Source organism: Rossellomorea vietnamensis, assembly GCF_008180615.1.
GTDB lineage: Bacteria > Bacillota > Bacilli > Bacillales > Bacillaceae_B > Rossellomorea > Rossellomorea vietnamensis_D.
In genome coordinates this window covers 238,590-251,239 of sequence record NZ_VTEH01000001.1, presented here as the reverse complement: position 1 = coordinate 251,239, position 12,650 = coordinate 238,590, and the positions used below count along the sequence as shown (strand labels likewise).

At 41.1% G+C, this 12,650-nt stretch carries 10 protein-coding genes; all 10 read left to right on the top strand.

Annotation, left to right across the window (positions count from 1 at the left end; translation table 11 throughout):
- The first annotated feature begins 368 nt into the window (after nt 1-368).
- The 10 genes from FZC79_RS01240 to FZC79_RS01185 all read left to right on the top strand — a co-directional run bounded on the left by FZC79_RS01240 (nt 369) and on the right by FZC79_RS01185 (nt 12,648).
- The gene (locus FZC79_RS01240) at nt 369-1,094 is read left to right on the top strand and encodes a GntR family transcriptional regulator (RefSeq protein ID WP_148945080.1); all 726 of its coding nucleotides are present in this window, start codon (nt 369-371) and stop codon (nt 1,092-1,094) included.
- A gap of 78 nt (nt 1,095-1,172) precedes the next feature.
- A complete protein-coding gene (locus FZC79_RS01235; protein ID WP_148945079.1) occupies nt 1,173-2,255 on the top strand; it encodes a BMP family lipoprotein in 1,083 nt (360 codons plus the stop codon).
- Between the two features lie 191 nt (nt 2,256-2,446).
- On the top strand, nt 2,447-3,982 hold the full coding sequence (locus FZC79_RS01230; RefSeq protein ID WP_148945078.1) for an ABC transporter ATP-binding protein: 1,536 nt from the start codon (nt 2,447-2,449) through the stop codon (nt 3,980-3,982).
- Nucleotides 3,975-5,018 carry an ABC transporter permease gene (locus FZC79_RS01225; RefSeq protein ID WP_148945077.1) on the top strand — a complete coding sequence of 348 codons (1,044 nt, stop codon included), beginning with the start codon at nt 3,975-3,977 and terminating at the stop codon, nt 5,016-5,018. Before FZC79_RS01230 ends, FZC79_RS01225 begins: the two co-directional genes overlap by 8 nt.
- Before the next feature lie 9 nt (nt 5,019-5,027).
- Nucleotides 5,028-5,984, top strand: a complete 957-nt coding sequence (locus FZC79_RS01220) for an ABC transporter permease (protein ID WP_397541107.1) — start codon at nt 5,028-5,030, stop codon at nt 5,982-5,984.
- Nucleotides 5,985-6,628: 644 nt separating this feature from the next.
- Nucleotides 6,629-7,903, top strand: coding sequence for an EF-P 5-aminopentanol modification-associated protein YfmF (gene yfmF / locus FZC79_RS01215; RefSeq protein ID WP_148945075.1), 1,275 nt, complete (start codon nt 6,629-6,631; stop codon nt 7,901-7,903).
- 3 nt (nt 7,904-7,906) lie between these two features.
- Entirely contained in the window at nt 7,907-9,199 is a 1,293-nt protein-coding gene (gene yfmH / locus FZC79_RS01210; protein WP_148945074.1) for an EF-P 5-aminopentanol modification-associated protein YfmH, read from the top strand.
- A gap of 1,070 nt (nt 9,200-10,269) precedes the next feature.
- The gene (gene ymfI, locus FZC79_RS01195) at nt 10,270-10,992 is read left to right on the top strand and encodes an elongation factor P 5-aminopentanone reductase (RefSeq protein ID WP_148945072.1); all 723 of its coding nucleotides are present in this window, start codon (nt 10,270-10,272) and stop codon (nt 10,990-10,992) included.
- Nucleotides 10,993-11,143: 151 nt separating this feature from the next.
- The gene (locus tag FZC79_RS01190) at nt 11,144-11,401 is read left to right on the top strand and encodes a DUF3243 domain-containing protein (protein WP_148945071.1); all 258 of its coding nucleotides are present in this window, start codon (nt 11,144-11,146) and stop codon (nt 11,399-11,401) included.
- Nucleotides 11,402-11,856: 455 nt separating this feature from the next.
- Nucleotides 11,857-12,648, top strand: a complete 792-nt coding sequence (locus FZC79_RS01185) for a DUF3388 domain-containing protein (RefSeq protein WP_148940102.1) — start codon at nt 11,857-11,859, stop codon at nt 12,646-12,648.
- The last annotated feature ends 2 nt before the right edge of the window (nt 12,649-12,650 follow it).

The window sequence follows — 12,650 nt, the reverse complement described above, 5'->3', positions numbered from 1 at the left end:
TACGAATTGTTATAAGGATAACCCGATAGGTAGGACAGGAGATTTGAAAACGGTTAATATCCTTAGAAAAAAGAATTTTTTTAAAAGAAGTCAGACCTCTATCCTTTTCAATCTTTAATGTGTTATACTTTTAAAAGCGTTTACATTTAGTTTCTTTCTTTAATATTCAGCACCTAAAAGGAATTATCATCCAAAAGATAACCCTTTCACCGGGATTGAAAATTTTGAAATTTATGATTTTCTGCTTTTTTCGACAAAAATCTAATAATCTATTTATTTATTTTTTTAAAAATGATATAGTATTTTGGATTAGTAGGAAAGATATACATCAAAGTATGTGCTTGGGAAGAAATGGTGGTGGTTCTTGGATGACAATAAAAGCAGACAATAGGCATTTGTACTTACAAGTGATCGATCGTCTAAAAAAAGACATCGAAGAAGGGCAGTATAAAGAGAAAGAAAAGCTGCCTTCTGAATTCGACCTTGCGAAACAGCTTGGAGTCAGCAGGGCGACACTTAGAGAAGCTTTACGCATTCTCGAAGAAGAAAATGTCATTATCCGCAGGCACGGGGTTGGAACTTTTGTAAACGCTAAGCCGCTCTTCACTTCTGGGATAGAGCAGTTAAACAGTGTAACAAACATGATCAAACATGCAGGTATGGAACCTGGGACCATTTTTTTAAGCTCAAGCTTCCAAGGCGCGACAGATGAAGACCTCCGTCGATTTTCACTGGAACAAGAAGAGGAACTCGTCATGGTTGAACGTGTAAGGACGGCTAATGGAGAACCGGTTGTCTACTGTGTGGACAAAATGCCCTCCAGCGTGTATCCGCGCAGGTTTACCACTGATGTCAATTCTCTCTTTCAAGTTCTTGAACAGGAAGAGAATAAAAGAATCACTTATGCCGTGACGCAAATTGAACCGGTGGGATATCACGAAAGAATCTCCCCGATACTCAATTGTGAGCCGGAATCTGCTTTGCTTGTACTAAAGCAAATGCATTTCGATGAGAATGATCATCCGATTCTTTATTCAGTCAATTATTTCCGTTCAGATAAATTCAGTTTCCAGGTGTTAAGAAAGCGGGTCTGACGAATTCTGTAAGTCTAGTATTCTTCTTACTAAATCAGCAATTCAGTAACATCAACATAATTACAGGGGGTAACCAAGGTGAAAAAACGTAAATTTGGTTTGGCGCTTTCAGTGCTGTTTGCAGCAGGTACATTTCTTGGTGCATGCGGAAATAATGAAAATGACGGTGAAGACGTAGCACCAGCACAAAATGGTGAAGGAGAAGTTTTCACGACAGCAATGATTACAGACGTTGGTGGAGTGGATGATAAATCCTTCAACCAATCAGCATGGGAAGGCCTTGAAGCTTTCGGCCAGGATAATGGACTTGAAAAAGGCACAGAGGGTTATAATTATATCCAATCAAACTCTGATGCAGACTATAAAACGAACTTAAATACAGCTGTTCGTAACAACTTCGATCTTATTTACGGAATCGGCTACAAGTTAAAGCCTGCTATTGAAGAAGTGGCTAAACAACGCGAAGACAGCAACTTTGTTATTGTTGATGATGTCATCGAAGGAATGGATAATGTTGCAAGTGTTACTTTTAAAGAGCATGAAGGATCTTTCCTTGTTGGTGTCGCAGCAGGTCTTTCTACGAAAACGAATAAAGTAGGTTTTATCGGCGGAACGGATTCTGATTTGATCAATAAGTTTGCTGGTGGATTTGAAGCTGGTGTTAAAGCAGTGAATCCTGATGCTGAAGTAGACATTCAGTTTGCAGGCGCTTTTGATGAGGCAGATACTGGTCAATCTATGGCTGCTTCAATGTATCAATCCGGAAGCGACATCATTTACCACGCTGCAGGTGGAACAGGTAATGGAGTATTTACAGAAGCTAAAAACCGTAAACAGCAAGATCCAGATTCAGAATTATGGGTTATTGGAGTTGACCGTGACCAGGCAGCTGAAGGATCAGTGACAGTAGATGGTGAAGAAGTAAATGTGACCCTGACTTCAATGATCAAACGTGTAGATACAGCTGTTATCGACATTGCTGAAAGAAGCATGGCCGGGGAATTCCCTGGTGGAGAATTAGTTGAGTATGGGTTGGAAGATGATGGAGTTGGTATTGCTCCAACACAAGAAAATCTTTCTGAAGAAGTACTGACAGCAGTTGATGAGTGGAAAGAAAAAATCGTTAACGGTGAAGTTGAAGTTCCAACTAAACCTGAATAATAATGAGTTCACGCGGGAAAGAGAAAAAAATCTCTTTTCCCGCTTAATAATGAAGAAACTTAAATAAAAAGTGGAATTTTCCAATTCTGCTTTTTATTTAGGGGTTTTTCAAGGGCTAAATTCCTATATCCTTTAAAAGTCTGACTTCATACTTTTAGTCAGACTTCATCTATAGCAAGGAGTGAAACGGGATGGACTATGTAATAGAGATGCTGAATATCCGCAAAGAATTTCCTGGGATTGTTGCTAACGATAATATTACCCTTCAGCTTAAGCAGGGAGAAATACATGCCCTCCTAGGAGAGAATGGTGCAGGAAAATCGACTCTTATGAATGTTTTATTTGGTTTGTACCAGCCGGAAAAAGGTGAAATAAGAGTCAATGGGAAGAGTGTTCACATCACGAATCCTAATATTGCGAATAATTTAGGGATCGGGATGGTGCATCAGCACTTTATGCTGGTGGATACCTTTACGGTCACAGAAAATATCATACTGGGCAAAGAGCCTAAATCTGGCGGGAAAATTGATATAAAAAAAGCTGAACAGGATGTTCGTGAAATCTCAGATCGCTACGGGCTGGCAGTAGATCCTCAAGCTAAAATATCAGATATTTCAGTCGGCATGCAGCAGCGTGTGGAAATCCTGAAAACTTTATACCGGGGTGCTGAAATCCTGATTTTTGATGAGCCGACAGCAGTATTGACACCTCAAGAAATCAAGGAACTAATAGTGATAATGAAAACGCTGATACAAGAAGGCAAATCTATCATTCTTATTACTCACAAACTAAAAGAAATCATGGAAGTTTGTGACCGCTGTACAGTCATTAGAAAAGGCCAGGGAATTGGCACGGTAAATGTGGAGGATACAGATGTAAATGAACTTGCAAGCCTGATGGTCGGCAGGGAAGTCATCTTTACTACTGAGAAAAGCAAAGCTGTTCCGAGGGACCCTGTTCTTGAAATCGAAAATCTAAGAGTGAAGGATTCCCGCGGGGTTGAAGCAGTCAGAGGGTTGAACCTTACTGTAAGGGCTGGGGAAATCGTGGGGATTGCAGGTGTAGACGGAAATGGCCAGACAGAATTGATTGAATCGATAACTGGTCTGCACAAAACTGCAAGCGGTTCAATAAAGTTGAATGGAAAAGAAATTCAGAATCACAAGCCCCGCAAAATTACAGAGTCGGGTCTTGCGCATATTCCTCAAGACCGCCACAAACACGGCCTTGTTCTTGATTTCCCTATTGGGGAAAACATGGTCCTGCAAACCTATTATCAAAAACCTTATTCCAAATCTGGAGTAATGAGTTTTAAGCAGGTTTATAAAAAAGCAGCCTCATTAATTGGTGAATATGACGTTCGTACGCCAAGCGAATATACGCTTGCAAGAGCTTTGTCCGGCGGTAATCAACAGAAAGCCATCATCGGACGTGAAATTGATCGTAATCCAGACCTGCTGATTGCCGCACAGCCTACAAGGGGATTGGATGTAGGGGCAATTGAATTCATTCACAACCGATTGATCGAACAGCGTGACAATAACAAGGCGGTTCTATTGCTATCTTTTGAACTTGATGAGATTTTAAATGTCAGTGACCGGATTGCCGTCATCTACGAAGGTGAAATCGTAGCGATCGTTGATCCGAAAGAAACAACCGAGCAGGAACTGGGCTTATTGATGGCAGGTTCCAACCGCAAGAAAGAAGGTGAATCCGCTAATGTCTAGAAATTATCAAAAAATACTCATCCCGGTTATTTCTGTCATTCTGGGTCTGCTTGCTGGAGCAATTATCATGCTCGTCACTGGATACAACCCGATTGAAGGCTATGCAGCGTTATGGAACGGTGCTTTTGGTGACAGATTCTATGTCGGTGAAACGATAAGGCAGGTTATACCATATATCCTGGCAGGTTTGGCTGTAGCGTTTGCTTTCCGGACGGGATTATTCAACATTGGTGTTGAAGGTCAGCTTTTGGTTGGCTGGACAGCTTCCGTTTGGGTAGGGCTTGCTTTCGACCTTCCTACAGCTATCCATCTGCCTTTATCTATTCTTGCAGCAGCAGCAGCCGGCGCATTATGGGGATTCATACCTGGAATCCTTAAGGCTAAGTGGCGTGTACATGAAGTAATTGTAACGATCATGATGAACTATATTGCACTTTATACTACTAACTATCTTATAAGATATGTAATATCTGATGAAGCTGATGCGACAGACAGTGTCCCTGAATCTGCATCACTGAAAAGTGGATTTTTTGAAACATTAACAGATTACTCTACACTTCATAATGGGATTTATTTGGCGTTAGCAGCCGCTGTTATAATGTGGTTTCTGCTTGAAAAAACGACGACAGGTTATGAACTGCGTTCGGTTGGATTCAACCAGCATGCTTCACAGTATGCAGGTATGAATGTGAACAAGAACATTGTTCTATCGATGGTAATTTCAGGCGCTTTCGCAGGTTTGGCTGGGGCTATGGAAGGGCTGGGTACTTTCGGTTTTGCTTTCTTGCATTCCAGTTTTTCAGGTGTTGGTTTTGATGGGATCGCGGTTGCCTTGCTTGGAGGTAATGCTGCAATCGGAGTTATCTTGGCAGCTATACTTTTCGGTGGCCTAAAGGTAGGATCCTTAAATATGCCGCTTGAATCAGGTGTCCCAAATGAGCTGGTGGAAATTGTAATTGCCCTGATTATATTCTTTGTGGCTTCAAGCTATATGATCAGATGGCTGTTGAATCGTACGAAAAAGGGGGCGAAATAAGTGGGTATAATGACAATCTTTGAGATCATCATCTCTTCAACCCTGGTTGTGGCAGCTCCGCTTATTTTCACTGCACTGGGCGGAGTGTTCTCAGAACGCTCTGGAGTAGTCAATATCGGTCTGGAAGGGCTTATGGTCATCGGTGCTTTTGCCGCCATTGTTTTTAACCTTACTTTTGCATCAGCATTTGGTGCCGCTACTCCTTGGGTAGCGCTTCTGGCTGCAATGGCGGTCGGAGGGCTGCTTTCACTGCTCCATGCACTCGCTTCTATCACATTCCGTGCAGATCAGGTTGTCAGCGGTGTTGCGATTAACTTTCTTGCATTAGGAGCCGGTTTATTCCTTGTAAAACTGATTTATGATAAAGGACAAACAGATATCATCCGTACGGAGAACAGTTTTAAGAAAATCGATATACCGTTTTTGAGTGATATTCCAGTGATAGGAAACCTGTTTTTCAGCCGTGTAACCTATACAGCTTATATCGCCATCATCCTTGCCTTTGTCGTGTGGTATATTTTATACAAAACACCATTCGGGTTAAGGCTTCGCTCTGTAGGGGAACATCCGATGGCTGCCGACACGATGGGAATCAATGTAACAAAAATGCGCTATATCGGGGTTTTCATTTCCGGGGTGCTTGGGGGGCTTGGAGGAGCAGTATATGCTCAGTCGATTTCATTGGACTTCAGTCATTCCACCATTACAGGACAGGGTTTCATGGCTCTTGCTGCGATGATCTTCGGAAAGTGGAATCCGTTAGGTGCCATGGGTGCAGCTCTATTCTTTGGATTTGCCCAAAGTTTGAGTATTGTTGGAACAAGCATTCCATTGTTTGAAAATGTACCTAGTGTATACTTGCAAATTGCGCCGTATGTATTGACAATTCTTGCTCTTGCCGGTTTCATCGGCCGTGCCGATGCGCCTAAAGCGCTAGGAAATCCTTATATCAAAGGCAGTAGGTAGGTCTTTTCTATAGCTTTGAGTGGAAAAACGTTCACGTTCTTCCACTCTTTTTTATTGGCTCTTTTTATGGAAAATGGCATATTCAGGTATAGTCAAATTAATAACTTAACCACTTTAAATCGTATTTACTTATACAGTAGAAATAGCTATAACCGTCTTTTTTATATAGATAGTGAGGGGGGCCCTTCATCGGAGTTTTTCGTCAACTTTGTTGCTGAACTAATTCCTTAAAGAATTACTGTAGTTCACCGGTATGACCTGGTACTCACGAGCTGCTCTTCCCAAGTAGAGAAAACCCCTTAGTACCTGGGGAGCTCCGAAAGCAACAAAGTATGCAAGAAAACTTATTCATTTTATGGACTCGTCGAAAAAAGAATTCTCCACAATTGTCCGGCGTCCTTCTTGAACCAGAGCATAAGCTTTTTAGAAAGGGAAATGCCGGCCCAGCCTTTTGCATATAATGAATACAATCCGCAGCGCTGCAATTGGGAATAGAGGTAAAAACTTGAAAGCGTTGAAGCGTTACATGTATAGTTAAAGAGAATTTACCTCAAAATAGGTATGATAACCAGTTCTTTCATGGAAAGCTGTATAGTAGAATGGCAGTGCCAAAAAGGATTTTGTCAGCAAAAGGAGGATGGCTAATGTCTATAGTCAATGAAGTGGTCAAAACGAAAAGTGGTTATTCGTTACATATTGTCCGGACTGATAAATATAAGACAAACACCCTTGTTTGGAGAATGAAATCTCCTTTAAAAGCAGAGGAAGTGACGCCGAGGGGACTCCTTCCCCACGTGCTGCAAAGCAGTGCTAAGAAATATCCAAGTACGACAGCACTCCGCTCTTATCTTGATGAATTGTATGGAGCGAATTTTTTTGTAGACCTGGCTAAAAAAGGCGAATATCATGTGATGAGCTTTTCCGTCGAGGTGGCGAATGAAAAATTCCTGAAGGATGCTGAACCCCTGCTGAAAAAGGGGCTTCAATTTCTTGCAGATGTAGTATTGGATCCCAATATTTCTGGTGACTCTTTTCATACAGAAACAGTAGAAAAAGAGAAGAAAAACCAAAAGGTGAGGATTCAGTCTGTTTTTGACGACAAGATGAGATATGCGAATTCCCGTCTTGTGGAGGAAATGTGCAAGAATGAACCATATTCCCTTCATCCCAATGGTATTCTCGAGGAAGTCGATAAAACTTCGGCTGAAAGCCTTTATAAGTATTATCGGGAAGCAATTCAAAATGATGAAATTGATCTATATATAATAGGGGACGTCGACGCAGAGGAAGCTGAAAAAATGTGTGAAGAGATTTTTTCTTTACAGAATAGGGATGTCCAATTCATCAGCAGTGCCAACTCTGCTTCTTCCCATGAAGTTAATGAAGTGATTGAAAAACATGATGTTAAGCAAGGCAAGTTGAACATTGGTTATAGAACGAATGTAGCTTATGGAGCGGATGACTATTGGGCACTGCAGGTGTTCAATGGAGTTTTTGGAGGATTTTCACATTCCAAGTTATTCATTAACGTGCGTGAGAAAGCAAGCCTTGCCTACTATGCTGCGAGCAGACTGGAAAGCCATAAAGGGTTGATGATGGTGATGTCGGGGATCGATGGCAAGAATTATGACCAGGCAGTGACCATCATCAAAGAACAAATGCAGGCAATGAAAAATGGTGACTTCACAGAAGGAGAAATTCAGCAGACTAAAGCGGTGATTAGGAATCAGCTTCTTGAAACCATCGACACTCCAAGGGGCCTCGTGGAAATCCTTTACCACAATGTGGTTTCAGGTCAGAGAATAGAGCTTGATCATTGGCTGGAGAGTATAGAGAAGGTTACAAAAGAAGAAATCACCACTGTTGCCCAAAAAGTCAATATGGATACCATCTATTTTCTTACAGGAATGGAGGGATGAATGATGGAAAAAATCTCATTCGATCAGCTGCAGGAAGAATTATTTTTTGAGAAGATGGATAATGGACTTCAGGTATATGTACTGCCGAAAAAGGGATTCAATAAAACGTACGCTACTTTTACAACCAAGTACGGATCGATAGACAATCATTTTGTCCCTAAAGGAAGTACTGAATTTTCAAAAGTGCCAGACGGAATCGCCCATTTCCTGGAGCATAAGCTTTTTGAAAAGGAAGATGAAGATGTATTCCAGAAGTTCAGTAAGCAGGGAGCTTCCGCCAATGCATTCACCTCCTTTACAAGGACTGCCTACCTTTTTTCTTCCACTTCTGAAGTGGAGAAAAATCTGGAAACTTTGATTGACTTTGTTCAAGCACCTTACTTCACTGAAAGTACAGTTGAGAAAGAAAAAGGAATCATCGGCCAGGAAATTACAATGTATGACGACAATGCTGACTGGCGTTTGTACTTTGGTGTCATCCAAAATATGTATCAGAATCATCCTGTGAAAATTGATATAGCAGGGACTATTGAATCCATCTCACATATTACCAAGGATATGCTTTATCAATGCTATGAAACATTTTATCACCCAAGCAACATGCTCATGTTCATAGTGGGCGCTGTAGAACCTGAAAAAATCATCAAGCAGGTCAGGGAAAACCAAAGTAAAAAAGACTACAAAGAAATGGACGAAATTAAACGCCGTTTCGAAGATGAACCGGTGGAGGCTGCTGAAAAGAAACAGGTCCTTCATATGAATGTCCAGACACCGAAGTGCCTCGTGGGTGTCAAAGCCGTCAATACAGAACAGCAGGGAAGCGAAATGCTTAAACACGAGCTTTCCATGAATATTGCATTGGATATGTTATTCGGCAAAAGCTCAGAGAATTACTTCTCATTATATAATGATGGTCTTATTGATGAAACATTTCATTATGACTTCACTCAGGAAAAAGGATTTGGCTTTGCGATTCTCGGAGGTGACACAGAGAAACCCGATGAGATGGCAGATCGAATCACTGAAATCCTCTTAAATGCAAAGGACGGGAAGACCCTTACAGAAGAAGCTTTGGAGCGGACGAAAAAGAAAAAAATCGGAGCTTTCTTAAGGGCAATCAATTCACCTGAGTATATAGCCAATCAATTCACTCGCTATGCGTTCAATGAAATGGACTTATTTGATGTCGTGCCTACACTAGAAACGATCACCTTTGACGATATCAACTCAGTGGTGTCAGAGTTTTTTGACGAAAAAAGGTTCACAGTCTGTCAGGTGCTTCCTAAAGAAAAATAAACAGAAAGAAAAAGCCCGGCAGAAATTGAGGGATCAAAACCTCAGTTCCTGCTGGGTTTTTCATAAGGGTCCTTCATGAATTTTAATGCTATAATTTTTTTGAAAGCTATCTTCGTAAACTTTGTTGCTATTTGATGCTGATTCCTAACGATTAACCATATCAAGAGAGGTAAAATCTAGGGACAGCGAAAAGAAAAGAGCTACTCTCCCCCTGTAGAAATAAAACTCTTAGTTTGAAGTACAAAAAAACAATGTCTACTGATTTCCACTCCAGGTGCGTGACTCCGCGGGGCGTGCGGTGAGCCTCCTCGACTTTGCCTGTATAAAAAGTGGAAGCGCCTTGGTCAGACCCGACAGGCAAATGTTCTCAAGAGAAAAAAAGGTGGTCTTTCCTTTTATTCTCTTGAGGTTATTTGACCCTGAGGGGCTGGGCGCTGGAACTGGATTGTGGGGTCTCACCTGTCTTCAAAAGTGGAAGCACCTTGGTCAGCCCCGACAGGCAAATGTTCTCAAGAGAAAAAAAGGCGGTCTTCCTTTTTATCTCTTGGGGTTATTTGACCCCGAGGGGCTAGGTGCTGGAACTAGACGCACGCTAGTCCCGCAGGAGGTCACGCACCTTCCGTTCCAATCAAGTCATTGCTGGATTTTTTAGAATTAACAAATCTCCTTCATATTTATATGGGATTAAAAGTGTATAGGAGATTGTGCGACAAATTTGAAGAACAAAAAGTTCTGTCATTCGCTATTTAGGGTGCACTTAGTATTTCAAAATTAAAAAAAAACACCAAAATGAGTGTTGAATTGCATTGATTTTGCACTCGTTTTTGATGATTTACCGGTATTCTTGCTGGTAAATTTGTTCAATCGGTAACAGAACCCGTAATATGAAAACAGCAAAGAAAACGGCATTGTGTCCTAAACTATCCTAGCAGGTAAGAATAGGGCAGCTTTTCCGATTTATAGAGAGGTCTCAGTATCCATGGGACATTCGAAAGCAAAAGCAATAACTTATGGTAAAAACAATCTTACATAAAATGTATAAAAATCTCCAAAAGGGGGTCAGGAGACTTATGAAAAAGTTTGCTTTAATTACAGGGTCCTCAGGAGGGATCGGCAGACAAACAGCCCTCACATTAGCCGAAAAAGGATGGAATTTATATCTTCATTTTCATTCTAATCAAATGGCAGTTGAGGAACTTCTTGGGGAAATTAGTGAGTTTCAGGGTGAGTATATACCAGTGAAAGCAGATCTTTCATCAGAAAGCGGTGCAGAAAATCTTCTCTCACAGATATTCCATGTAGATGCGGTCATCTATACGAGCGGGACACCTCTGTATGGATTGTTTCAAGATATCTCAGATGAACAAATGGAAAGCATGTGGAATCTTCATGTTAAATCATTGATGAAAATCATGCAGGGTCTGCTTCCGAAATTGTTACAGAGTCCTATCGGGAATGCAGTCATTGTCAGCTCGATTTGGGGTCAGACAGGAGCTGCTTGTGAAGTGTTATATTCCTCAGTAAAAGGTGCTCAAATTGCGTTTGTGAAATCTTTGAGCAAAGAACTGGCCAGAAACAGTGTTAGAGTGAATGCGGTTGCACCGGGAGCTGTAAAGACAAACATGATGACCAGTTTTTCAACAGAAGAAATTTCTGAAATTGTTGATGAAATCCCTATGGGCAGAATGGCAGAGCCTTCCGAAGTGGCAGACACTATTGATTTTTTGCTTTCGGCTAAATCTTCTTACATTACAGGACAAGTGCTTTCAGTCAATGGAGGCTGGTATACGTGACTTGGCAAACGGCCTTGAGAATTTCTGAAAGCCCATGAATATTTTCTTAGTGAAGATGCAAACTAAGGTTGTATTTCTTAAAGAAATGCAGGGCCTTTGATCTGCAGAATGAGGCCTGAATCAAAGCATGACTTCTAAGGAGGCTCCACGTATGTCTGTATTGGATAACTGGCAGGATTGGAAAAACTTTTTGGGTGACCGTTTGCATCAAGCACAAAGTGAAGGCGTTCAAGGTGAAGTCGTTTCAGACCTTGCTTTTCAAGTGGGAGACTATTTGGCAAATCAGGTAGAAGCGAAAAACGACCAGGAGCGTGTCCTTGCTGACTTATGGTCTGTTGCATCTACTGAAGAGCAGCATGCAATTGCCAACATGATGGTCAAACTTGTAAAGAATGACGGCACTCGCTAAGAGGGGAAGCAATTCCTCTCTTTTTTTATTTGTTTCTCCCAGAATGATCCCGGCAACCAGTAAAGAAAGTCCCGCTGGGGGATTAAAAGCTGCTGTTTTAAAAGAGTATCCCCCATGTTGAAAACGCCGCTTCGCTCTCCTTATTGATAGTCCTTATCCAAAACAAAACTACGGAGATAGCTTAATAAGAAAATCAGGAGCTAAAACATCATGGTTAATGAAAGCGATGCCAATAACGCAGATTTGTTTAGAAAATGATTCAGGATAGGTCTATAGGGGTAAGAATAGTAAGAAATGATGAAATATTAGGCTGTAATGTAAGGTTTTCCTTTTCTAACTAGGGAAAATCATATATTATAGAAGTTATACGATAGATGACTTAAATTCTCTAATTGTCGGGAAAAATGTAGAAATTTGCTGTTGGACAATTGTCACTTTAATTTCGGAGGGATCTTATGGAACGAAAAGAATGGTATTTGGAATATGAAATTCAAATAAACCGTCCAGGACTCCTTGGTGACATTTCTTCATTGCTTGGTATGCTTTCAATTAACATTGTGACTATTAATGGTGTGGACGAAGGCAGAAGAGGGATGCTGCTTCTCGCTAACAGCGATGAGCAGATTACGAGGCTTGAATCGATTTTGCAGACAATGGATACGATAAATGTAACAAAGTTAAGGGAACCTAAATTAAGGGACCGCCTTGCTGTCAGGCATGGAAGGTACATTCAAAGAGATGCAGATGATAAAAAAACATTCAGGTTCATCAGGGACGAATTGGGACTGCTGGTGGATTTCATGGCTGAACTCTTTAAGCAGGAAGGCCATAAACTTGTTGGGATCAGAGGGATGCCGCGTGTTGGAAAAACGGAATCGGTAGTGGCTTCTTCCGTGTGTGCCAATAAGAAGTGGCTCTTTGTTTCATCCACATTGTTGAAACAAACCATACGCAGCCAGTTAATTGATGATGAATATTCTTCCGAAAATATTTTTCTGATTGACGGAATTGTTTCGACCAGAAGAGCGAATGAACGGCATTGGCAGCTCGTTAGAGAGATTATGCGCCTTTCCGCTGTAAAAGTAATTGAGCATCCAGATATATTTGTACAGAACTCTGAGTACTCTCTGGATGATTTTGACTATATCATTGAACTTCGAAATGACCCTGACGAAGAGATTACATATGATTTGGTAGAAAAGAACAACTTCTTCCAAGACTCAGATTTTGGGGGATTCGATTTTTAAAA

Coding starts and splice junctions, on each gene's coding strand:
- FZC79_RS01185 (WP_148940102.1), top strand. CDS start 11,857: ATGGAACGAAAAGAATGGTATTTGGAATATGAAATTCAAATAAACCGT.
- FZC79_RS01240 (WP_148945080.1), top strand. CDS start 369: ATGACAATAAAAGCAGACAATAGGCATTTGTACTTACAAGTGATCGAT.
- yfmH (WP_148945074.1), top strand. CDS start 7,907: ATGGAAAAAATCTCATTCGATCAGCTGCAGGAAGAATTATTTTTTGAG.
- FZC79_RS01190 (WP_148945071.1), top strand. CDS start 11,144: ATGTCTGTATTGGATAACTGGCAGGATTGGAAAAACTTTTTGGGTGAC.
- ymfI (WP_148945072.1), top strand. CDS start 10,270: ATGAAAAAGTTTGCTTTAATTACAGGGTCCTCAGGAGGGATCGGCAGA.
- FZC79_RS01220 (WP_397541107.1), top strand. CDS start 5,028: ATGACAATCTTTGAGATCATCATCTCTTCAACCCTGGTTGTGGCAGCT.
- yfmF (WP_148945075.1), top strand. CDS start 6,629: ATGTCTATAGTCAATGAAGTGGTCAAAACGAAAAGTGGTTATTCGTTA.
- FZC79_RS01230 (WP_148945078.1), top strand. CDS start 2,447: ATGGACTATGTAATAGAGATGCTGAATATCCGCAAAGAATTTCCTGGG.
- FZC79_RS01225 (WP_148945077.1), top strand. CDS start 3,975: ATGTCTAGAAATTATCAAAAAATACTCATCCCGGTTATTTCTGTCATT.